Source organism: Marinobacter santoriniensis NKSG1 (assembly GCF_000347775.1).
In the GTDB taxonomy this organism is placed as follows: domain Bacteria; phylum Pseudomonadota; class Gammaproteobacteria; order Pseudomonadales; family Oleiphilaceae; genus Marinobacter; species Marinobacter santoriniensis.
Map to the genome: position 1 here is coordinate 79,839 of NZ_APAT01000029.1, position 22,930 is coordinate 102,768.

The window sequence follows — 22,930 nt, forward strand, 5'->3', positions numbered from 1 at the left end:
TTCAGATCCGGGAGCGAATGATGAACGATTTTCCGTCCTACCTCAGTGACTCCGCCCAGGTGGACTCCGCCGCAATCAAACCGTTACCAAGCTCACGAAAAATATACGTACAGGGTAGCCGGCCCGATCTGCGGGTGCCTATGAGGGAAATTACCGTGGGCGACACGCCTACGGAGATGGGAGGCGAAACCAACCCACCGGTTGTGGTGTACGATACCTCCGGCCCCTACACCGATCCGGAAGCCAGCATCGACCTCCGCAAAGGGCTTCAGCCTCTTCGGGCGGCCTGGATTGCCGAGCGTGGCGACACGGAACAACTGGACGGCTACACCTCGGAGTTTACCCGGCGGCGCATGAAAGATCCGCTTCTGGATCCGCTCCGGTTCATGGATGAGCGCAAGCCGCTGCGCGCCAGGCCGGGTAAGAATGTCAGCCAGATGCACTACGCCCGCCAGGGCATTATTACCCCGGAGATGGAATTCATCGCCATCCGGGAAAACATGAAACTGCAGGAGGCCCGGGAAAACGGCCTGCTGGACGAACAGCACCCGGGACAGTCGTTCGGTGCCAACCTGCCGCCGGAAATCACCCCGGAGTTCGTGCGTGACGAAGTGGCCCGTGGTCGCGCCATCATTCCCGCCAACATCAACCACCCCGAAGCGGAGCCGATGATCATCGGGCGCAACTTCCTGGTGAAGATCAACGGTAATATCGGCAACTCGGCGGTCAGTTCTTCGATTGAAGAGGAAGTAGAGAAGCTTACCTGGGGCATCCGTTGGGGATCGGACACGGTGATGGACCTGTCCACCGGCAAGAACATCCACGAGACCCGTGAGTGGATCATCCGCAACTCGCCGGTGCCCATCGGCACCGTGCCCATCTATCAGGCGCTGGAGAAAGTAGGCGGTGTGGCTGAGGACCTCACCTGGGAAATCTTCCGGGACACGCTGATTGAGCAGGCCGAGCAGGGCGTGGACTACTTTACCATCCACGCTGGTGTGCGCCTGCATCACGTTCCGCTGACCGCCAAGCGAACCACCGGCATTGTGTCCCGCGGGGGCTCCATCATGGCCAAGTGGTGTCTGGCCCACCATAAAGAAAGCTTCCTGTACGAGCACTTCGAAGACATCTGCGAAATCATGAAAGCCTACGATGTGTCCTTCAGTCTCGGTGACGGTTTGCGCCCGGGGTCGATTGCCGACGCTAACGACGAGGCCCAGTTTGGTGAACTGGAAACCCTGGGCGAGCTCACCAAGATTGCCTGGAAACACGATGTCCAGTGCATGATCGAGGGCCCGGGCCACGTGCCCATGCATCTGGTGAAGGAGAACATGGACAAGCAGCTCGAGTGCTGCGACGAAGCGCCGTTCTACACACTCGGGCCGCTGATTACCGATATTGCACCGGGCTACGATCACATTACCTCGGGCATTGGTGCCGCGATGATTGGTTGGTACGGCTGCGCCATGCTTTGCTATGTCACGCCTAAAGAGCACCTTGGCCTGCCAAACAAGGACGATGTGAAGACTGGCATCATCACTTACAAGATCGCCGCCCATGCCGCGGACCTGGCCAAGGGGCATCCCGGCGCGCAGATCCGGGACAATGCCTTGTCCAAGGCCCGTTTCGAATTCCGTTGGGAAGACCAGTTCAATCTGGGGCTGGATCCTGACACGGCACGGGCCTACCACGACGAGACCCTGCCGAAGGAATCGGCCAAGGTGGCGCATTTCTGTTCGATGTGTGGCCCCAAGTTCTGCTCCATGAAGATTTCCCAGGAGGTTAGGGATTACGCCGCAGAGCATGGTCTTGATGAGGTGTCTGCGATTGATGCCGGCATGGAAGAGAAATCCCGGGAATTCGTCGAGTCCGGTGGGAAGCTCTACGACAAGATCTGATTCTGGAGTGCTAGCCTCGCCAGCCTTCAGGATTGGGGCATGAGCCATGGTGGCGACCTTGTTCAGGAAACGACTCGAGACGTCCCTGTGCGTCTCGAGCTCCGCCATCCCTGGCTCCGCACGTTCCTGAACAAGGTCGCCACCACGGCTCTACCAGAGCTTGACCATTATGCTCCTGTTGGATTGCTGGTCGGTTTGTTCTTATTTGCGTACCGCTTGAGGTTTGGGGCAGAGATTGGATCGGGCTTTCCAAAACTGTGCGGAGCCATGGATGGCGGAGCCCAAGCGCCCCATGGATGGGCCGCAGGAGCGTGTTTTGGAAAGCCCGATCCAATGTCTGCCAAGCACCCAGTCTCATGTCCCGGGAGCGTAACTTGCAGTCCCGCCCGAGTTCCGGCTATCGTTCAAAATCGACGTTTAACCGGAAGTGTTCATGCCGAAACCGTTTCAGTTTTCCGAAAGCGATGTGACCATCGAAAAACGCGAAACCGTCTTCCAGGGCTTTTTCCGCATGGACAAGCTCTGGTTGACCCATCCGCGTTTCGATGGTCGCGAGATGCCAGTCTTTACCCGCGAACTGTTCATCCGCGGCGATGCCACCTGCGTATTGCCTTACGACGCCGAGCGCGACGAAGTCGTGCTTCTGGAACAGTTCCGGCTGGGGGTATTGGGCCGGAATCAGTCGCCCTGGCTTCTCGAACTGGTCGCGGGCATGAACGAAGAAGGTGAAACACCCGAGGAAGTGGCCCAGAGAGAGGGCCAGGAGGAGGCTGGGCTGACGTTCAGCCAGCTCGACAAGATTTGCGATTACTTCGTCTCACCTGGTGGTAGTACCGAAATGATCCACCTGTATTGCGGCCATATCAGCACCCGCGACGCGGGTGGGCTGTTCGGGGTGGAGCATGAGCATGAGGATATTCGCGCCCATGTTTTGCCCGCCAGTGAGGCAATAGCCATGATCCACGATGGTACCATCAACAATGCGGCCGCTATTATTGCGCTCCAATGGCTGGAACTGAACCGGCCGAGGCTCCTTGAGGGACTGTCAGAATGACCCAGTGGACCATGAAACCCCGGCGCTACGTCCCGGACCTCCGGAGGTTGGGGGCTCTTTGCGATGGGAATTACCAGCGTCTGTGCAAGCTTCGTCAGCTTGAGGCGGATGGGGAGCCCGTGTGCGAATTCGAATTGCACCGGGAAAACCAGTATCTGGGACGGGTCCGGATCACGGTCCTCCAGACCGCAAAGTTCACCGAAACCCTCCTGCTTGAGCAGATTCACAATTCCGGCCGGTGGCTCAACAATCCCCAGATGACCGTAAGGGTCTATCATGACGCGGCTATGGCCGAGGTCATCAGTTGTTACCGTGATCGCCAGATCGCCCCGGTCAACGACTATCCCAACCGCTTCATGCATCACCCGGACGAAAAGGCCCAGGTCAACGGGTTCCTGGCCGACTGGCTCGATTACTGCCTGCGTTTTGGTCACCTGCCGATGGAGCACGCCGCCTGGTCTGCGAAGGAAGGCATTGACTGACTGGGTCTTCTGTTTGTGCCATAGTTGTCAAAAAATGCAATATGTCCCCGGTGGCTCGCCAGAATGTGACTCCGGTGGCATTTGTGGACGATCAATCTGCTGGTGCCCGTCGTACACTTGTTCCTGTTTTCAGGTGTTCGAAAAAGGCATAACAGGTACGCCATGACCAGTCCGGAAGAGGCCCGCCCCCTGCGGGTGCTCCAGATTACAGATCCGCATCTTATGGCCCACAAGGATGGAGCCCTGCTGGGCGTTGTCACCCGGGACAGCCTCTCAGCGGTCATCCAGGAAGTTCTCTCTGTTCACGGTCAGCCAGATCTCATTCTTGCGACAGGCGATCTGGCGCAGGACGGTTCCGAGACCGCGTATCGCGTATTTGGCGAGAGTCTGTCCCGGCTTGGTGGCGATTCCGCATGGATGTCAGGAAATCACGATAATGCGCCGGTTCTCAGGGAAATCGCCGGGGAGTATCAGGCCGACAGGCGGCAGATATTGCAGTCCGGTTGGCATTTTGTGCTCCTGGATTCCTCGGTACCGGGCAAGGTCTTTGGCGAATTGGCTGAGACCGAGCTGGATTTTCTGGAGTCTGCCCTTTCAGAGTATCCGGATACCCCAACGCTGGTGGCATTGCACCATCACCCGGTCGATATCGGTTCGGACTGGATGGAGAAGATCGGTCTGAAAAACCGGGACGCGTTCTGGCGCATTGTGGATCGGCACCCCCAGGTCCGTGTGGTGCTCTGGGGGCATGTCCATCAGGAGTATGAGCGGACACGCAACGGCATACAGCTGTTCGCTACGCCGTCAACCTGTATCCAGTTCACCGCCGGTTCCAGTGGGTTTTCCGTTGAGCCCCTGGCGCCTGGCTATCGCTGGTTCGAATTCAAGAGTAACGGGGAGTTCACGACGGAAGTTTGCCGTGCCTCCGCGTTCGAATTCGAACTGGATGAAAACAGCTCCGGCTATTGAGACCTTTCAGGATCCTGTAGCGGAGCTCTGTCTCCTTGCGCCCGGCGTAACTGTTTCGCTGCGTCCACCATCGATTTGAGGGCTTCCCGTACTTCGGGCCACTGCCGCGTTTTCAGGCCGCAGTCCGGATTTACCCAGAGTCGGTCCCCCGGTATGCGCCGGGACGCCTTTTCCAGCGTTTCCAGAATGTCGTTGGTTTCCGGGATATTCGGCGAATGGATGTCGTAGACGCCCGGCCCGATGTCATTAGGGTACTCGTAATCCCGAAAGCCATTCAGGAGTTCGAGGTCCGACCGGGACGCTTCAATGGTGATGACGTCCGCGTCCATGTGTGCAATGGCAGCGAGAATATCGTTGAATTCGGAATAGCACATGTGAGTATGAATCTGCGTCTCGTCCCTGACGCCGTTTGCGGCAATCCGGAAGGCCTTGATGGCCCAATCCAGGTAGTCGCTCCAGTCCGACCGCCGTAATGGCAGGCCCTCTCTCAGCGCCGCTTCATCGACCTGAATGACCGGGACTCCGGCCTGCTCCAGGTCCAGGACCTCTTCCCTGACGGCAAGCGCTAACTGACAGGCGGTCTCGGAGCGTGGTTGGTCGTCTCGGACGAAGGACCAGTTCAAAAGGGTTACCGGTCCGGTCAGCATGCCTTTTACGGGTTTTCCGGTCAGCGACTGGGCGTACCGGATCCAATCGACGGTCATGGCCTTGGGCCGATGGATGTCGCCATACAGGATGGGGGGTTTTACGCATCGGGATCCGTACGACTGGACCCAGCCGAACCGGCTGAAGAGATAGCCATCCAGTTGTTCCCCGAAGTACTCCACCATGTCGTTTCGCTCGGCTTCGCCGTGAACCAGTAGATCCAGGCCAAGCGCTTCCTGCTCCCTGATGCAGTGGGCAATGGTCTCACGTATGTGTTGCCGATACGCCTGATCGCTCAGGAGACCGTTACGATACTGGCGCCGTGCAGTCCGGATATCCTGTGTCTGCGGAAAGGAGCCAATCGTAGTGGTGGGTAGGTGAGGCAATCCCAGTCGTTCGTGTTGAAGTCGGCGTCGATAAGGGTAGGAACTGCGTCGTTGTCCGAGCTGCGGTGTCACCCGGGAGAGTGCCTGGCGAACCGCCGGATTGCGGGTTTTTGGCGAGCGCCTTCTTGCCTCGAGGGCGGACCGGTTTTCGGCGAGTTGGCGGCTGACCGAGTCGCGTCCTGAGGCCAGGGCCCGAGCCAGGACACCAATCTCTCCCAGTTTCTGCCTGGCAAACGACAGCCATTGTTCAATTTCCGGGTCCAGTTCGGTTTCCCTGTCCAGGTCGAGGGGGACGTGAAGCAGTGAACAGGAAGGGGCGAGCCAGAGTCGTTCACCGAGTCTCCCATGCAGGGGCTCCAGCCAGTCGAGTATTTCGCTCAGATCTGATTTCCACACGTTCCGGCCACTGATGACGCCCAGTGAGAGCACCTTGTGCGTTGGCAGCCAGTCCGCCAGACGACTGGCTTCGGGTTGAGCGCTCACCGCATCCAGGTGTATGCCGGCCACCGGCAGATCGCAGGCGAGTTGAAGGTTGTCGCGAAGCTGTCCGAAGTAAGTCGTCAGCAGCAGTTTCGGCCGGGCCGCCTTGAGCTGGTGGTACGCAACCCGGAACGCATGCTGCCAGGCCTCGTCGAGTTCCGTAACCAGGGCCGGTTCGTCGATCTGCACCCAGTCGGCGCCGGCTTCGGCCAGTTGGTTGAGAAGTTCCCCGTAGATCGGGAGAAGACGCTCCAGCAAATCGAGTCTGTCGATCCCGTCCCGGGCTTTTCCCAGCCAGAGATAGGTTACAGGTCCGATAATGACCGGTTTCGCAGAGTGCCCGTTCTGCCGGGCCTCCTCGAGTTGGGCGAGCAGCCGATGGGCGTCGAGTTCGAAGTGTGTGTCGCTGGCCAGTTCCGGGACAATATAGTGATAGTTGGTATCGAACCACTTGGTCATTTCTCCGGCCTGTGTCCCGCAGCAGCCGGTGTCCCCGGCACCCCGGCCGCGGGCGGCACGGAAGTATCGCTCCAATTCCCCTGAGTCAGCCGCAGCCGTTCGGGGCGGGAGATTGCCGAGAATGGCGCTCATGTCGAGGACCTGATCGTACAGCGAGAAATCTCCGACAGATACCAGGGTCAGATCCCGCTGGTCCTGCCAATGCTGGCGACGCAGGTCGGCGGCCGTCGTTTCCAGTGCCTCGGCGCTGACCGATCCTGCCCAGTAGGCTTCAAGCGCAAATTTGAGCTCCCGGTCTGCACCAATTCGGGGGTAGCCCAATGTATGTGTGGTAACCATCCTGTCCTCCTGCATATCCGTTGTTTGATGAATCGGGGCAGGATAGCGAGGCCTGGTGATGAAAAATAATGGTATTATTTCACTGATCCATGAAGATTTTTCACGAATAGAGGGGCGCTATGCTGGATCGCCATCATCTTGAAATTCTCCGTGCGGTCGATCGGGAGGGCTCTCTCACGGCCGCTGCGGCGGCGCTTCATCTCACCCAATCGGCGCTCAGTCATACGGTGAAAAAACTGGAGCGCCTGACCGGAACGGCATTGTGGGCCCGGGAGGGGCGGCAGTTGCGGCTGACCCAGGCGGGTGAGTATCTGCTGGCGCTGTCCCATCGCATCCTGCCGCAGATGGAGCATGCCGAGACAGTGCTGGCGCAGTTTGCGAAAGGTAAGCGCGGAATGCTGAGGATCGGTATGGAATGCCATCCCTGTTATCAGTGGCTGCTGAAAGTGGTGGGCCCGTATCTGGAGACCTGGCCGGATGTGGACGTGGACGTCAAACAGGCATTCCAGTTTGGCGGCATCGGGGCGTTGTTCGGGCACGAGATCGATATGCTGGTGACGCCCGACCCCTTGCGGCGTCCGGGGCTGATTTTCGAGCCAGTATTCGATTATGAGCAGATGCTGGTGGTTCCGCGGGGACACAAACTGGCGGATCAGGATTTTGTCCTGCCAGAAGAACTCGAACGGGAAACCCTGATTACCTATCCCGTTGAGATCGAGCGCCTGGATATCTACACCCGGTTTTTCCTGCCCGCCCAGTGTGCTCCGGCGCGGCACAAGACCATCGAGACCACGGATATCCTTTTACAGATGGTGGCCTCCGGTCGGGGTGTGTCCGCCTTGCCGGGCTGGATGGTCGCCGAATATGGCCATCGACTTCCCGTGGTACCGGTTCGGTTGGGGATCGAGGGGATTCACAAACAGATCTTTTTAGGCCTTCGTGAACGGGATCGGAGCGTGGATTACCTGACTTCGTTCATGAACCTCGCGCGCGAGGTTCGCTGGCGCTAGGCTCTTGCGTTAAACTGCGCGAAAAATTCCACAGGAAGCAAACGACATGAGTGAGATCCCCTCAGACCTCAGATACATCGAGACCCACCAGTGGGTGCGCGTGGCCGATGACGGTACCGCAACCGTCGGCATTACCGATTTTGCCCAGGAGCAACTGGGTGACGTTGTCTACATCGGCGTGCCAGACCTTGGCGTCACCGTGAACGGCGGTGAAGAGGCGGGCGTCGCCGAATCGGTAAAATCCGCATCAGATGTGTTCAGCCCGGTCACTGGCGAAGTCATTGCCATCAATGACGCGCTCGAGGACGAACCGGAGCTGGTCAACGAAGATCCCTATGGTGAGGGCTGGATGTTTCGGGTCAAGCTCTCCGACGCCGGGGAGCTGGACGGACTGATGGATGCGACCTCCTATGCGGAGCACGTGGCGGCGGAAGAGTAACCCGGATGAACCTTCCCCCTCTGTATCTTCGAAAAGGGGCGGAGCGTCGGCTTCGTTCCGGGCATCTCTGGGTCTACAGCAACGAAGTTGATACCCGCCGTACGACTCTGACCGATTTCCAGCCGGGGGATCAGGCCGAACTTCGTGCGGCCAACGACAAGCCCCTTGGCACCCTGTTCGTTAATCCGCATGCCCTGATCTGCGGACGCCTGATCAGCCGGGATCCGGGCCACGGGATGACCCCGAAGCGGCTGACCCAGAGGATGGATACTGCCCTGGCTCTCCGTGATCGTCTGTTTGATCGACCGTTTTACCGCTGGGTTTTCGGTGACAGTGATGGTCTTTCGGGGCTGGTTATTGACCGTTTCGACGACACCGTAGTGATCCAGATATCCACGGCAGGAATGGAGCAGCTCAAGGACGCCGTGGTACGTGCCGTCCAGCGTCTTGTACAGCCCCGCGCGATCATTCTCAAGAACGACGGCAAGATGCGCCGGATCGAGGGGCTTGAAACCTATGTTGAACAGGCTCACGGTCCGGAGACGGATCGCCTGCGGGTTGAGGAGAATGGCGTACGGTTTGAGGTGCCGATCACGGGTGGGCAGAAAACCGGGTGGTTCTACGATCACCGCATGAACCGGCAGCGCCTGCAGGCCTACGCACCGGGCAAGCGCGTGCTGGATGTGTTCAGTTATGCCGGTGGCTGGGGCCTTCAGGCGGGCTGCGCCGGTGCCTCACAGGTGACTTGCGTCGACGCATCTGCCTCTGCGATCGATTCGGTCCACCACAACGCCGGTCTCAACGGCCTTGATAACGTGGAAACCATTGAAGGCGATGCCTTCGAGGCACTCAAGGCTTTGGCGGATGAAAAAGAGAAGTTCGACATCGTGGTGCTGGATCCGCCGGCCCTGATTCCGCGACGTCGGGATCAGAAGGCCGGCGAACAGGCCTACGCGCGGCTGAATCAGCTCGGACTCCGACTCCTCGAACGGGACGGGCTGCTGGTATCAGCTTCCTGTTCGATGCATCTGTCCCAGGAACGGCTGACTGATATCATCCGCGCCAGCGGCCGGAAGATCGACCGTTTTGTTCAGCTGCTGGAGCAGGGACACCAGGCGCCGGATCATCCTGTCGTTCCCGGGATCCCCGAGACGGACTACATCAAGGCGTGCTTTGTCCGGTCGCTGACCGGTTTTTTCTAGCCAATCCCTCTTACGCTCTAAGAGAAATCACCGGCCAGCCGGCGTCTCGGGCAAGCTGCTCGAGCGTCGGATCCGGATCGACAGCCACCGGGTGAGTCACGTTCCTGAGCAGTGGCACGTCGTTGTGGGAGTCGCTATAGAACCAGGCTCCTTCCAGCGATTGATCGCAGGATTGCAGCCAGTCGTTGAGGCGTGTGACCTTGCCATCCTGGAAGCTGGGAACCCCGGCTACTTCGCCTGTGAAGCGTCCATTGACCAGTTCCGGTTCCGTCGCGATCAGGTGTTCGATGCCTAGGTATTCGGCAATTGGCTCGGTTACGAAGCGATTGGTGGCGGTAATGATCATCAGGGTATGGCCCTGCTGGCGGTGCCGCTCGATCAGCTCCCGGGCCTTGTCTTGCATCATGGGCATGACTTTCTTGCTCATGAATGTGCTGCGCCAGCCCAGAAGCTCCTCCATATCGTGACGCGCCAGCGGCTGGAGGGCAAAGCGCAGGTAATGGAAAATGTCGAGCTCACCATTCAGGTATTCCTGGTAAAAGCGATCGTTCGCCCGACGATACTCCTCTGCGTCTACCAGTCCCTCTTCCACCAGGAACTCGCCCCAGGCGTGATCGCTGTCGCCGGCCAGCAGGGTGTTGTCCAGATCAAAAAGTGCGAGCGTCAAAGTGTCCTCCAGGGTTTCGGGGCGTTGTGAGAGGCCTTCAGTCTACCATGACCTGTCGGCATCGGCTCCGTTTGCCGAACCCTTGGGATTCTGTAAGAATGAGAGCAACTTGGACAATTTTCGCCGATCAAAATTTGAGCGGCGACCGACTTTTGCGAGGACTGTGCCGTGATCGATTCAGACGGTTTCAGACCCAATGTCGGAATCATTCTGGCCAACCACAGGGGAGAAGTCCTGTGGGCAAGGCGAATAGGGCAGGACTCCTGGCAGTTTCCTCAGGGCGGCATCAAAACTGACGAATCACCTGAGGAAGCGTTGTATCGGGAGCTTGGAGAGGAAATCGGCCTCACAGCCAGCGATGTGGAAATCATCAGCTGTACCCGGGGCTGGCTGAGGTACCGTCTTCCCAGGAGGATGGTGCGCCAGAACTCGCACCCTGTGTGTGTGGGCCAAAAACAGAAATGGTTCCTGCTGAGGATGTTATCACCGGACGCACAGGTTTGTGTGGACGGCACGGATTCACCGGAATTCGACGGGTGGCAGTGGGTCAGCTACTGGTATCCGTTGGGACAGGTGGTTTCGTTCAAGAGAGAAGTCTACAGACGTGCGTTACGGGAGTTGGCTCCCAGGCTCTTTTACCACATGGAACAGTGGCGGAAAGCCGAGCAGAGCCGGCGCCTGAAGGATCACTCGAAATGACGGAATGACCCTGCCATGCTGAGCATACTGCGAAGTCTTGTACAAGAGGTAAACGGCGCCCGCGACCTGCAGGAGGCGTTGGATATCATCGTATCGCGGGTGCAGAAGGCCATGGGCACCGAGGTCTGTTCCGTCTACTTGCTGGATCCGGCCACCAACCGCTATATCCTGATGGCGACCGAGGGCCTCTATCGCAAGGCCGTCGGTCAGGTCAGCCTGGGGTATTCCGAGGGCCTCGTTGGTCTGGTGGGCTCCCGTGAGGAACCCATCAACCTGGAAGACGCGCCTTCCCACCCCCGCTATCGCTACTTCCCGGAAACCGGTGAAGAGCGTTTCCGCTCCTTTCTGGGCGTGCCTATTATTCACCACCGCCGGGTACTCGGGGTGCTGGTCGTCCAGCAGCGCGAGAGTTCGCGCTGTTTTGATGAGGGCGAAGAGGCTTTTCTGGTCACCGTCTCCGCTCAGCTGGCGGGAGTGATCGCCCACAGTGAGGCAACCGGCGCCATCAGCGGGATGTCCCTGACCGGCGAAGAGGCAAGGGATGTCAGCTTCAACGGCGTTCCCGGTGCGCCTGGCGTGGCGATCGGAAGTGGCGTGGTGGTATACCCGGCTGCGGATCTCGATGTGGTCCCCGAGAAACCCACGGAAGACATTGACGGCGAACTGGCCCTGTTCCGGGCGGCGGTCAATGCCGTGCGCGAGGACATCGAACGGGTCGCCAGTCGTCTGGCCAGTCAGCTCCGCCCGGAAGAACAGGCGTTATTCGATGTCTATCTGCGCATGCTGGGCGATGAGGCATTGCCCGGCGAGGTCGCAAACCGCATTCGTGAAGGCATCTGGGCCCAGGGTGCGCTGAAACAGGTGGTTCAGCAGTATGTCCGCCATTTCGAGCGGATGGATGACCACTACCTTCAGGAGAGGGCGGTGGATGTCCGGGACCTCGGACGACGGGTATTGTCCCACCTGCAGGAAGGTGAGCAGAAGCATCTGATATATCCGGAAAGGACCGTCCTCGTGAGCGAGGAACTGACGCCAGCCATGTTGGGTGAAGTCCCCAAGGGGCAACTGGTGGGGCTGGTATCGGTCAAGGGATCGAGTAACTCCCACGTGGCAATCCTTGCCCGGGCCATGGGCGTGCCGACGGTGATGGGGCTGGTGGATATTCCGGTGAACCAGCTCGATGGCAAAGAGTTGATTGTCGACGGATTCGAAGGGCAGATTTTCGCCTCACCGTCGTCGGATCTGCGTGCCTTCTACCAGGCCATCTGCGATGAGGAAGACGAGCTCATCAAGGGGCTTGAGGTGCTTCGGGACAAGCCCTGTGAGACCACCGATGGTCACCGGGTATCCCTGCTGGTCAACACCGGACTGATGACCGATGTGGTGCGCTCCCTGTCCCACGGGGCGGAGGGGATCGGACTCTACCGCACGGAAGTGCCGTTCATGATCAAGGATCGGTTTCCGTCGGAGCAGGAGCAGCGGGAATACTACCGGGAACAGCTGGAAGCCTTTGCGCCCAATCCGGTCACGATGAGGACCCTCGATATCGGCGGAGACAAGGCGCTGACCTATTTCCCGATCCAGGAGGAGAACCCGTTCCTCGGGTGGCGGGGTATCCGGGTGACCCTCGATCATCCCGAGATATTCCTGGTTCAGGTGCGGGCGATGCTCAAGGCCAGTGAGGGGCTGAACAACCTGCAGATCATGCTACCCATGATCAGCAATATTTCGGAAGTGGAAGAGTCACTGCACCTGATCTATCGGGTGTATCACGAGGTGCGGGAAGAGGGCTACGACATCCATATGCCGAAGGTCGGCGTAATGGTTGAAGTGCCTGCGGCGGTCTATCAGATTCGTGAACTGGCCGATCGCGTCGACTTCCTGTCCGTGGGATCCAACGATCTGACCCAGTATCTGCTGGCGGTGGACCGTAACAATCCCCGGGTCGCGCAGCTGTACCATTCGTACCACCCTGCCGTGCTGCAGGCGCTGGTTCGCATCGCACAGGATGCCCATGCCGTTGGCAAGCCTGTGGGCATCTGCGGTGAGCTGGCCGGGGATCCGGGAGGCGCGCTATTGCTGATGGCGATGGGTTACGATTCGCTCTCGATGAACGCAGCGAGTCTGCCAAAGGTCAAATCGGTTATTCGCAGCGTGGGGCGGGAGTGGGCCATGCAGTTGCTGGAAGACGTCCTCCTGCTGGACTCGCCGCACGTGATCAAGAGTTGCGTGGATCTGGCCCTCAGAAACGCCGGATTCGGTCGCTACCTGCGTCCGGGTAAAACCTCATCTGCCGCGTTTGCGGAACAGGCGGTCTAAGGAGCAGAGAATGGCATCTTCTACGGAGCGAACATCCGGGCCGAGGATCGGCCTTGCCCTGGGCGGCGGCGGTCCGCTGGGCGGCATTTACGAAATCGGCGCTCTGCGGGCTCTGGACGAGGCGCTGGATGGCCTGGATTTCAACAACCTCGATGTCTATGTGGGCGTCAACGCGGGTTCCTTTGCGGCGGCCAATCTGGCGAACCAGATGACCACGGCGCAGCTCTGTCGCATTTTTGTCCGCAACGAGGCTGAGGTTCACCCCTTTCACCCGGAGGTATTCTATCGCCCGGCTTTCGGAGAAATCGGCAGCCGCCTGATGGCTGTACCCGGGCTGATGACGACGGCCCTGAGCCGGTTTATCAACAACCCCTACGATCAGAGCTTCCTGGAGGCGCTGACGATCCTGGCACAGGCGGCTCCGACGGGTCTGTTTGATAACGAAGGCCTGCACGAATATCTGAAGCGGGCCTTTACGATGCTCGGACGCACCAACGATTTCCGGCAACTGAAACATAGTCTGTATGTGGTGGCCGCCGACGTGGAGAGTACCGAGGCAGTGTGCTTTGGTGCTCCGGGGTTCGATCATGTGCCTATTTCAAAGGCCATTCAGGCGAGCACCGCGTCCCCGGGGCTGTATGTTCCGGTGGAGATCGACGGCCGTTACTACGTGGACGGAACCCTGCGCAAGGGCCTGCACGCGTCTGTGGCGTTTGAGGACGGTGCCGATCTGGTCTTTGCGGTGAATCCCCAGGTGCCGATTGATGCCAGTGCGGCGGTTCGCGCCGGATCGATGCAGCCGGGTGAGCTGACCCGGTCCGGATTGCCCAACCTGTTGTCACAGATGTTCCGGACCATGGTGTATTCCCGGATGCAGTCGGGTATTGCCCAGTACGCCAGGGATTATCCGGATAAGGACATTCTCCTGTTCGAGCCCACCCGGGATGATGCCAAGCTGTTTTTCTCCAATGTATTCAGCTTCCAGAGCCGGAGAATGGTTTGTGAGCATGCCTACCAGATGACCCGCAGGGACCTTCTCAACCGGGCCGATGAACTGGAGCCGAAACTGGCCAAATATGGCATCCGCCTCCGTCGGGATCGTCTGGAAGACGAGCAGCGTACGATCAGTACGAGTCTCTATGGGGAAATGCTGCCACTGTATGTGGCCAAGGGTCGCAAGAAACAGGCCCAGAAAGGCAGACTGGCGGCGAGCCTGGACAATGTCACCCACCTTTTTTCCCGTGCTCAGTAAGGGCTTCTGAGGCCGGTTGAGCAAAAAAAGGGGGGGCAGATGAATGCTTCGTCTGCCCCCGACTTCGCCTTAGAGAATATAGCGGCTCAGATCTTCGTCTTCCGCCAGTTCGCCCAATTTCTCGTCCACATAGGCCGCCGTCACCTCAAAGGTCTCGGTGACCTTGTCGCCGGCATCGTAGGAGAGGCTTTCCAGCAGTCTTTCCAGTACCGTGTGCAGACGGCGGGCACCAATGTTCTCGGTGGTTTCGTTCACCTTCCATGCCACTTCCGCGATGCGGGCAATGGCCTCCTCGGCAAACGTCAGCGTGACACCTTCGGTCGCCATCAGTGCTTCGTATTGCTGCACCAGCGACGCATCCGGCTCGGTCAGGATGCGTTTGAAATCCTCTGGTGTCAGGGCCTGCAGTTCCACCCGGATGGGCAGTCGCCCCTGCAGTTCCGGAATAAGATCGGAAGGCTTTGAAAGGTGGAATGCCCCGGACGCAATGAACAGGATGTGGTCGGTCCGGACAGCCCCATATTTGGTGCTGACGGTGCTGCCCTCAATAAGAGGAAGCAGGTCCCGCTGGACGCCTTCTCGTGAAACGTCCGATGACGTGTTCTCGGAACGCTTGGCCACCTTGTCGATCTCGTCGATAAAGACGATGCCGTTCTGCTCGACCGCCTGGATGGCCTTTTGCTTGATCTCTTCCTCGTTCACCAGTTTGGCGGCTTCCTCTTCCTTCACGCGCTTCAGTGCATCCGCAACCTTCATCTTGCGGGTCTTGCGCTTGTCCGAGGACAGGTTGGAGAACATGCTCTGCAACTGGCTGGTCATTTCCTCCATGCCGGGAGGTGCCATGATCTCAACGCCGGGCCCGGCGTTGCTGAGATCGATCTCGATTTCCTTGTCGTCGAGCTCGCCTTCACGCAGTTTTTTCCGGAACAGCTGGCGGGTGGTGGAATCATTGCCGGTCTGCTGGCTGTCTTCCTGAAAGTCACGGGGCGGCGGCAGGAGCGCATCCAGAATCCGCTCTTCCGCGGCATCGAGCGCCCGATGTTCGTGGCGCTTCATTTCCTGTTCCCGAAGCATTTTGATGGCCATATCGGCCAGGTCGCGAATGATGGATTCGACATCGCGGCCGACATAACCGACTTCGGTAAACTTGGTGGCCTCTACTTTCAGGAAAGGGGCGTCCGCCAGTTTCGCCAGGCGCCGTGCGATCTCGGTCTTGCCAACACCGGTCGGGCCGATCATGAGAATGTTTTTCGGGGTAATTTCTTCCCGCAGCCCGGTGTCCAGCTGCATCCGACGCCAGCGGTTGCGCAGGGCAATGGCTACAGCCCGTTTGGCGTCTTCCTGGCCCACGATGTGTTTGTTGAGTTCGTGGACAATTTCACGGGGTGTCATTGCAGACATGGTCGCTCCGGATCGTTGATCAGTCTTGGATGGGCAGCACTTCGACGGTGCGATTGTGGTTGGTGTAGATGCAGATGTCGGCCGCGATATCGAGGCCTTTCTCCACGATCTCATGGGCGGAAAGTCCGGTGTTTTCGAGCAGGGCTCTTGCCGATGCCTGGGCAAACGGACCGCCGGACCCAATGGCGATCAGCCCCTGTTCCGGCTCGATCACGTCGCCATTGCCGGTGATGATCAGGGAGGCCGTCTTGTCCGCGACGGCCAGAAGCGCTTCGAGTTTTCTCAGGGCCCGGTCCGTTCGCCAGTCTTTCGCCAGTTCCACTGCAGCCCTGGTCAGGTTGCCCTGGTGTTTCTCAAGCTGGGCCTCGAAACGTTCGAAGAGCGTAAAAGCATCCGCCGTACCGCCAGCGAATCCGGCAATGACTTTGCCGTTGTAGAGCCGACGCACTTTTCGTGCGTTGCCCTTCATCACCGTATTGCCGAGAGAAACCTGGCCGTCGCCACCCATGGCGACTTCGTCGTCTCGCCTGACGGAAAGAATGGTAGTCATGTGGGCTCCAATTGCCTGAATAGAATCGGTATTCGGGGTTTATGGAGGCTTCGGAGGCGTTTTCAAGGGTGAGGGCGCAGGAAAAACGGCGCTCACCCTTCTTTCTTGGGCTTGGGGATCTTCCGTATCAGCGGAGATATATTCAGCGACACCAGTTTGTCGACGGCGGCGTTCATCTCGCTTCTGGAGGTGAAGGGACCAACGTTGACCCGGAACCAGACGGAGCCGCTTTCAAGGTCGATTCTCTGGATGCTTGCCCGCAGCCCCTGGAACGCAATCTGGGCGCGCTGTCGTTCCGCATCCTCTCGGTGCCTGAAAGAGCCGGACTGGACGACATAGTCGTACTCGGTCATGGATTTCGGTGGACTGTATTCGTCCACCTTCGGTGGCACCACTTCCGACTCGGGCAGCATTTCGTAGAAACGGAAATCCTGTTTTTTCTCCGGCGCTTTCGTTGTTTCCCGGGCCTTCGGGGCGGTTTTTTCGACGACCGCCGTGGCCGCGGACCCGGAAGATCCGGCCGGCAGGGAGTTCAGGTAGACAATGAAGCCGATGAACCCGCCCACCGCCGCGAGTGAGACAATCCATTTCAGTGACAGACCTCCCCCCTGTCGCCGCGCAGGTGCAGGTGTGCGCGGACGGGCTTTGGCGCGGCTTCCCCCGGATGATGATTTTCGGGGGGTGGCGGACGACCGGGTTGGCCGCTCTTTTCGGGCGTAATCTCGGGACATTGTGTCGTTTTACATCTCTTCCGGTGCGCTGACGCCCAGAATGTCCAGGCCGTTTGCCAGCACCTGACGGATTGCCAGGTAAAGGCTCACTCTCGCATCCCTGACTGCTGCATCTTCAATCAACACCTTGTGGGCGTTGTAGTAGGTGTGGAATTGTCCCGCCAGCTCCCTGAGGTAGTGCGCGACATGGTGCGGTTCACGCTGGGCTGCTGCGTTAGCAATCAGTTCAGGGTATTTCGCGAGCTGGTTTGCCAGATCCTTCTCCTCATCCAGGGTGAGGAGCGACAGGTCGCCTACGCATTCGTTCCGGTCCCGCTTGATGCCTTCGTCGGCCAGCTTGCGCAATACGCTGCAGATACGGGCATGGGCATACTGAATGTAGTAGACCGGGTTTTCATTGGTCTGGGAGCGGGCCAGATCGATATCGAAGGTCAATTGGGAGTCCACCCGGCGGGCGGCAAGGAAAAATCGGGTTGCATCCCGGCCCACTTCATCGATCAGGTCGCGAACCGTCACGTAACTGCCTGCCCGTTTCGAAATTTTCACTTCCTGGCCTGAGCGCGTCACCATGACCATCTGATGCAGAACATAGTCGGGCCAGCCTTTCGGAATCCCGGCGTTCAATGCCTGAAGTCCGGCGCGAACCCGTGTAATGGTCGAGTGGTGGTCAGCGCCCTGCTCATTGATGACGGTGGTGAAGCCCCGTTCCCACTTGTCCAGATGGTAGGCAACGTCTGGCAGGAAATAGGTGTAACCGCCATCCTTCTTGCGCATGACCCGGTCTTTGTCATCGCCAAATTCCGTGGTCCGCAGCCACATGGCTCCGTCCTTTTCGTAGGTGTAGCCGTTGTCCCTCAGCCGCTCCACGGTAGCTTCCACTTTGCCGTCTTCGTAGAGCGATGACTCAAGGAAGTACACGTCAAACTCGACCCCAAAGGCCTTCAGGTCAAGATCCTGTTCCCGGCGCAGGTAGGCCACGGCGAACTCGCGGATCGCGTCCAGATTGTCCGGGTCGCCCTTGCCGGTCACCTCTCTGTCATCGGCTGTCACGGTTTCGCCGGCCAGATAGGCGTTCGCCACATCGACGATGTAACTCCCGCGGTAGCCATCCGCCGGCCAGCTCGAATCGTCCGGTGTCAGTCCTTTGGTTCTGGCCTGAACAGAGAGTGCCAGATTATTGATCTGCGCGCCGGCGTCGTTGTAGTAGAACTCACGGGTCACATCAAAACCGTTGGCTTCCAGCAGGCGGCTCAGGCAGTCGCCGATGGCGGCTCCCCGGCCGTGCCCCACATGCAGTGGGCCGGTCGGGTTGGCCGAAACGAACTCAACCTGTACTTTCTGGCCCTGACCACGGTCACTCCGGCCAAACCGCTCGGCATCGTCGAGAATCGTGCTGACGATTTCGAATGCACTCTCTGTGCTCATGAAAAAGTTGATGAACCCGGGTCCGGCAATTTCCACCTTGGCGACCGCCTTGCTGTCCGGCAGATTTCTGACCAGGGCTTCCGCCAGTTGTCGCGGTGGGCATCCCGCGGCCTTGGCGGCGACCAGGGCAATGTTGCAGGCGTAATCACCATGGGCCTTGTCCTTGGTGTTGCCGATTTGGGGCGTGAAGGCCTGGTCTGCGGGTAAGGTGCCTTCGGATTGAAGGGCGGCCAGTGCGGATTGTAGCAGCTCGGAAACGGTCTCTTTCATGCTGTCGGATGACTCGGATTAAATGAAAGTTTGAGCGCGGCGGAGATCGCCGGAGGAATAAAGACGCGTATTATCGCGGAAAGTGCCCCTGCAAGCAAAAGCCCCTGCGGCAGAGAGCGATCGGCGTATCGGTCAGCCCGTTTCCTGGGGATCGACGTCAATCATCCATCTGAGACGAGCGGGGAGCTTGCGTTGGTCCAGCGCCTGGCAGACCCCGGAAAGTGTCGCGTTCAGGCGTCCTCGATTTTCTGAAAGAAGGATCAGCTGTGCCCGGTGGCGGTCGGCGCGACGGGCAATCATAGCCGGCAGGGGACCCCAGGTTTCGATGCCGGGGTGCTGCGCCAGGGGTTTGATGGAGTCCAGCAGTCCCAGGCTGGCCTCCATGGTGTCCGCTTCGGCCCTGAAAATCGCCATGTGCCTGAACGGAGGGAATCGGTTGGCTTCCCGTTCCCCGAGCAATCGATCTGCAATTCTCAGGTAATGGTCGTTGCACAGTGATTTGAGCAGCGGGTGATCGCTGTGACAGGTCTGGATCAGTACGGTTCCGGGTCTTTCTGCACGGCCGGCCCGACCGCTGACCTGAAGCAGTGTCTGGATCAGCTGTTCGGGAGCCCGGAAATCGACGCTGAAGAGCCCGCCATCGGCATTGACCACGACCACCAGGGTAACTTTCGGAAAATCGTGCCCCTTGGCAAGCATCTGGGTGCCCACCAGTACGCAGGGAGCACCGCTGTTAACCCGTTCAAGGATCGCCTGGATGCTGCCCTTGCGTTGGGTGCTGTCACGGTCGACCCGAACAATCGGGATGTTCGGCAGTGACTGCGACAGGACATCTTCAGTGCGCTCTGTGCCTTGCCCGACGGGTTTGAATGCGTCACTTTGGCATTTGGGGCAGTGACTGGTGGCCGCGGTTTGATAATCGCAGTGATGACAGCGCATCGCTCGATCCCTGCGGTGGTAAGTGAGTCGGGTATCGCACCGGGGGCATTCGACGATGTGTCCGCAGTCAAAACACATCATGATCGGCGCAAAGCCTCGCCGGTTGACGAATACCAGTGCCTGTTCGCCGCGTTCCAGAGTCTCCCGGATTGCCTGCAGTGCTGGTCGGGACAGGCCGCCCTCCAGAGGCCGGCTTCGTATATCGAGCAGTTTCAGGGTGGGCGGTGAGGCTTCTTTGGCTCGCTGTTCCAGTTTGACTAATCGGTATTTGCCCTGAAGGGCATTGTTGTAGGACTCCAGCGATGGTGTCGCCGAGCCGAGGATTACCGGGCACTCATTGAGGTGGGCACGGTACACAGCAAGGTCCCGGCCAGAATAGCGGAAGCCTTCTCCCTGTTTATACGATGTGTCGTGCTCTTCGTCGACAATGATGGTTTTCAGTTTTGCGAACGGGAGCAGCACCGCTGATCGTGTGCCAATCAGGACAACGGGCTCCCCGTTTCGGATCTTCAGCCAGGTTGCCAGGCGGTCGCCATCGTTCAGGGCCGAATGCCAGACAACGACCCGGTCGCCGAAATAGTGACGGAATCGGGCCACGGTCTGTGGCGTAAGGTTGATCTCCGGCACCAGTACCAGGGCCTGGTCGGTCGGCTGCAGCTGGTGTTTCAGATAATGAAGGTACAGTTCGGTCTTCCCGCTGCCGGTGATGCCGTACAGGAGGCAGGCATCAAAGCCCGTTCGACCCTGTTGCAATTGTTCGGCTGCCTGCTGTTGTGCCGGGGTCAGGCGCGGGGGGGCGACAGGTGATGCCTCGGTAGTAGATTCTGTCGCCGGGACCGCATGGCTGATCCGCCCCTTGTCCGCCAATGCTTTTATCTGAGCCAGGGTGAAGCCTGCGTCGCGGATCGCGCGCTCGCTGACAGGGGCCGGCTGTTCTGAGACCCACTCCAGTAGCGCCCTCTGACGATGGGCGTTGGCCGGCAACGGCTCGTCGGAGCGGGCTGGTATCCAGAAGCGTTCCCGGGCGACTTCGGTGCTCCGGCCTTTGCGCAAAGCCGGAGGTAGAGCCGTGAAAAGGCATTCCCCGAGGGGGTGCTGGTAATAGGTGCTGGCCCAGGTCAGTAGATCGACGGTTTCGGGTGGAAGGGCTGGCCAGCTTTCAAGTGCGCCGGTGACAGGCTTCAGGGGGATGCCTTCCGGTGGTGGAGAATCGATTTCGACCACCAGTCCGGTCAGCTGCTGCCGACCAAACGGGATCTGAACCCGTTGTCCGCGGGTGAGTGCCAGTCCTTCCGGCACCGTGTAATCGAACAGTCTACGGAGTGGCCGGTTCAGGGCAATTCGCACAGTCTTGGGCACTGGAACTCCATTGGTGTCAGGCCTGCGGATTTTTACCTATCTTCGGGTTTCGGGGCACCCTCAAGGCTTGCCTGGGTTCGGCTTTGCAAGTATGATTCGCGGTCTGATTTTGGGCGAGGGCTGATTTTGCCTTGCCTTTAACTTTGATTCAAACATGCGGTGCCTGGCGCCGGGCGATTTGCCTATGACCGGGTAGCGGCATGACCGATAGAGGTTCGTCATGAAAGAAGGTATCCACCCCAAGTACGAAGAAATTACCGCTACCTGCTCCTGCGGTAATGTTATCCAGACCCGCTCAACCGTTGGTCACGATCTGCAGCTGGACGTATGCTCCCAGTGTCACCCGTTCTACACTGGTAAGCAGAAAGTGATGGATACCGGTGGTCGTATTGACCGGTTCAACAAGCGTTTCGGCGGTCGGATCGGCGGCAAAAAGTCGTAATCCAGTCGAGATGTTCTTGAAAAAAGCGCCTTTGGGCGCTTTTTTTGTGGGCAACCCAAAAATATGTAGTTTGGTGCGATATAAGCAAATGGACGTATTGACGGCCCGAAAGTTGTGCGTCGACTACTTGTCGTTTTGGGTCGGGCGGGCCATAATGGCGCGCTCCGCCGGAGCATCGGTGGATCATTACCTTTAAACGTGACAAACGGAACAGTGGCAATGTCTCAAGATCTGAAAGCAGCAGCCCTTGAATATCACGCCAAACCGCGGCCGGGAAAGCTGAGTGTTGAAATCACCAAGCCGACCAAAACGTCCCGCGACCTTTCCCTGGCGTACAGTCCCGGGGTTGCCGAGCCGGTCCGCGAGATCGCGAAAGACCCGGAGAATGCTTATAAATACACAGGCAAGGGCAACCTCGTCGCTGTGATTTCTGACGGTTCTGCGATTTTGGGTCTGGGTAATCTGGGGCCATTGGCCAGCAAGCCGGTCATGGAAGGAAAGGGCGTACTGTTCAAGCGCTTCGCCGGAATCGATGTGTTCGATATCGAAGTCGATTCCGAGAGTCCGCAGGCCTTTATCGAGACGGTCGAGCGCATCGCGGATACGTTTGGCGGTATCAACCTTGAGGATATCAAGGCCCCTGAATGCTTTGAGATCGAGCGCGCGCTGATCGAAAAATGCAGCGTTCCGGTATTCCACGATGATCAGCATGGCACCGCGATCGTAACAGCGGCCGGGATGATCAATGCCCTCGAACTGCAGGGCAAGAAGATTGAGGAGGCAACAGTGGTCTGTCTGGGCGCTGGTGCCGCGGCGAATGCCTGCATGAAGCTGCTGATCAGTTGCGGTGTCCGCTCCGAAAACATCTTCATGCTGGACCGCAAGGGCGTGATCCATTCGGGGCGTGACGACCTGAATCAGTATAAGGCGATGTTTGCCAATGATACCGACAAGCGCACCCTTGATGATGCCATTGATGGGGCGGATGTGTTTGTCGGTCTTTCCGGTCCGGATCTGTTGTCCGGTGAGCAACTGAAGAAAATGGCGCCGAATCCAATCGTATTTGCCTGTTCCAATCCGGATCCGGAAATCAGTCCGGAGCTGGCCAACTCGGTTCGCGATGATCTGATTATGGCGACGGGTCGCTCGGACTATCCGAACCAGGTGAACAATGTTCTTGGCTTCCCGTTCATTTTCCGTGGTGCCCTGGATGTTCGCGCAACGGCGATCAACGAAGAAATGAAGGTGGCCGCGGTGCATGCCATTCGCGAGCTGGCGAAAGAGCCGGTACCGCAGGAGATCTGCGAGGCGTATGGCGTTGACAAGTTTGAGTTCGGTCGGGAATACATCATTCCGAAACCGATGGACGTGCGCCTGCTGGAGGTCGTTCCGGCTGCGGTCGCCCGTGCTGCCGTGGATTCGGGTGTGGCCCGGGATCCGTATCCGGCGCATTACCCGCTCAAGTCCATGGACGACATTATCTGAGCAGCAAAAGCGTACAAAAAAACCGGCG

At 58.9% G+C, this 22,930-nt stretch carries 19 protein-coding genes; 12 read left to right on the top strand and 7 right to left on the bottom strand.

The genetic code is table 11. The features are described from left to right. Positions 1–20: 20 nt before the first annotated feature. The 4 genes from thiC to cpdA all read left to right on the top strand — a co-directional run bounded on the left by thiC (position 21) and on the right by cpdA (position 4,403). Positions 21–1,898: a phosphomethylpyrimidine synthase ThiC gene (gene thiC, locus MSNKSG1_RS18105; protein ID WP_008940747.1), complete on the top strand. Its 1,878-nt coding sequence runs from the start codon at positions 21–23 to the stop codon at positions 1,896–1,898. 433 nt (positions 1,899–2,331) lie between these two features. Next, positions 2,332–2,952, top strand: coding sequence for an NUDIX domain-containing protein (locus MSNKSG1_RS18110; RefSeq protein ID WP_008940748.1), 621 nt, complete (start codon positions 2,332–2,334; stop codon positions 2,950–2,952). After that, entirely contained in the window at positions 2,949–3,434 is a 486-nt protein-coding gene (locus tag MSNKSG1_RS18115) for a DUF1249 domain-containing protein (protein WP_008940749.1), read from the top strand. Before MSNKSG1_RS18110 ends, MSNKSG1_RS18115 begins: the two co-directional genes overlap by 4 nt. Before the next feature lie 162 nt (positions 3,435–3,596). Beyond that, positions 3,597–4,403: a 3',5'-cyclic-AMP phosphodiesterase gene (gene cpdA, locus MSNKSG1_RS18120; RefSeq protein WP_008940750.1), complete on the top strand. Its 807-nt coding sequence runs from the start codon at positions 3,597–3,599 to the stop codon at positions 4,401–4,403. Here the strand turns inward: cpdA and metE are convergent. Beyond that, complete coding sequence (gene metE / locus MSNKSG1_RS18125) at positions 4,397–6,712, bottom strand: 5-methyltetrahydropteroyltriglutamate--homocysteine S-methyltransferase (RefSeq protein WP_008940751.1); 2,316 nt, start codon at positions 6,710–6,712, stop codon at positions 4,397–4,399. The two genes, cpdA and metE, sit on opposite strands and share 7 nt — an antisense overlap. Positions 6,713–6,831: 119 nt before the next feature. Here metE and MSNKSG1_RS18130 point away from each other — a divergent pair, with 119 nt between their 5' ends. From MSNKSG1_RS18130 to MSNKSG1_RS18140, 3 genes are read left to right on the top strand one after another with little or no spacing between them, the layout of a single operon-like run. Continuing rightward, a complete protein-coding gene (locus MSNKSG1_RS18130) occupies positions 6,832–7,722 on the top strand; it encodes a LysR family transcriptional regulator (RefSeq protein ID WP_008940752.1) in 891 nt (296 codons plus the stop codon). 46 nt (positions 7,723–7,768) lie between these two features. Beyond that, entirely contained in the window at positions 7,769–8,161 is a 393-nt protein-coding gene (gene gcvH / locus MSNKSG1_RS18135) for a glycine cleavage system protein GcvH (protein WP_008940753.1), read from the top strand. Between the two features lie 5 nt (positions 8,162–8,166). Next, positions 8,167–9,363, top strand: coding sequence for a class I SAM-dependent rRNA methyltransferase (locus MSNKSG1_RS18140; RefSeq protein WP_008940754.1), 1,197 nt, complete (start codon positions 8,167–8,169; stop codon positions 9,361–9,363). Positions 9,364–9,373: 10 nt separating this feature from the next. Here MSNKSG1_RS18140 and MSNKSG1_RS18145 read toward each other — a convergent pair whose 3' ends face one another. Continuing rightward, positions 9,374–10,030: a histidinol-phosphatase gene (locus tag MSNKSG1_RS18145; RefSeq protein WP_008940755.1), complete on the bottom strand. Its 657-nt coding sequence runs from the start codon at positions 10,028–10,030 to the stop codon at positions 9,374–9,376. A gap of 168 nt (positions 10,031–10,198) precedes the next feature. Here MSNKSG1_RS18145 and MSNKSG1_RS18150 point away from each other — a divergent pair, with 168 nt between their 5' ends. The 3 genes from MSNKSG1_RS18150 to MSNKSG1_RS18160 are packed head-to-tail and all read left to right on the top strand — an operon-like array spanning position 10,199 to position 14,300. Next, complete coding sequence (locus MSNKSG1_RS18150) at positions 10,199–10,729, top strand: RNA pyrophosphohydrolase (RefSeq protein WP_008940756.1); 531 nt, start codon at positions 10,199–10,201, stop codon at positions 10,727–10,729. Positions 10,730–10,744: 15 nt separating this feature from the next. Beyond that, positions 10,745–13,048 carry a phosphoenolpyruvate--protein phosphotransferase gene (gene ptsP, locus MSNKSG1_RS18155; RefSeq protein WP_008940757.1) on the top strand — a complete coding sequence of 768 codons (2,304 nt, stop codon included), beginning with the start codon at positions 10,745–10,747 and terminating at the stop codon, positions 13,046–13,048. A gap of 10 nt (positions 13,049–13,058) precedes the next feature. Continuing rightward, positions 13,059–14,300 carry a patatin-like phospholipase family protein gene (locus MSNKSG1_RS18160; RefSeq protein WP_008940758.1) on the top strand — a complete coding sequence of 414 codons (1,242 nt, stop codon included), beginning with the start codon at positions 13,059–13,061 and terminating at the stop codon, positions 14,298–14,300. 69 nt (positions 14,301–14,369) lie between these two features. Here the strand turns inward: MSNKSG1_RS18160 and hslU are convergent, their stop codons facing one another. The 5 genes from hslU to MSNKSG1_RS18185 form a co-directional block, all read right to left on the bottom strand. After that, positions 14,370–15,701: an ATP-dependent protease ATPase subunit HslU gene (hslU, locus tag MSNKSG1_RS18165; protein WP_008940759.1), complete on the bottom strand. Its 1,332-nt coding sequence runs from the start codon at positions 15,699–15,701 to the stop codon at positions 14,370–14,372. A 19-nt stretch (positions 15,702–15,720) separates the two neighbouring features. Next, the gene (hslV, locus tag MSNKSG1_RS18170) at positions 15,721–16,251 is read right to left on the bottom strand and encodes an ATP-dependent protease subunit HslV (RefSeq protein WP_008940760.1); all 531 of its coding nucleotides are present in this window, start codon (positions 16,249–16,251) and stop codon (positions 15,721–15,723) included. Between the two features lie 92 nt (positions 16,252–16,343). Further along, positions 16,344–16,982 (bottom strand): SPOR domain-containing protein, encoded by a 639-nt coding sequence (locus MSNKSG1_RS18175; protein ID WP_008940761.1) that lies wholly within the window; start codon positions 16,980–16,982, stop codon positions 16,344–16,346. Positions 16,983–16,991: 9 nt separating this feature from the next. Then, positions 16,992–18,677, bottom strand: a complete 1,686-nt coding sequence (gene argS, locus MSNKSG1_RS18180) for an arginine--tRNA ligase (RefSeq protein WP_008940762.1) — start codon at positions 18,675–18,677, stop codon at positions 16,992–16,994. Positions 18,678–18,809: 132 nt separating this feature from the next. After that, the gene (locus MSNKSG1_RS18185; protein ID WP_008940763.1) at positions 18,810–20,975 is read right to left on the bottom strand and encodes a primosomal protein N'; all 2,166 of its coding nucleotides are present in this window, start codon (positions 20,973–20,975) and stop codon (positions 18,810–18,812) included. Positions 20,976–21,195: 220 nt separating this feature from the next. Here MSNKSG1_RS18185 and rpmE point away from each other — a divergent pair, with 220 nt between their 5' ends. Both rpmE and MSNKSG1_RS18195 read left to right on the top strand, forming a co-directional pair. Next, entirely contained in the window at positions 21,196–21,417 is a 222-nt protein-coding gene (gene rpmE, locus MSNKSG1_RS18190; RefSeq protein ID WP_008940764.1) for a 50S ribosomal protein L31, read from the top strand. A gap of 219 nt (positions 21,418–21,636) precedes the next feature. Next, positions 21,637–22,902, top strand: coding sequence for a malic enzyme-like NAD(P)-binding protein (locus MSNKSG1_RS18195; RefSeq protein WP_008940765.1), 1,266 nt, complete (start codon positions 21,637–21,639; stop codon positions 22,900–22,902). The last annotated feature ends 28 nt before the right edge of the window (positions 22,903–22,930 follow it).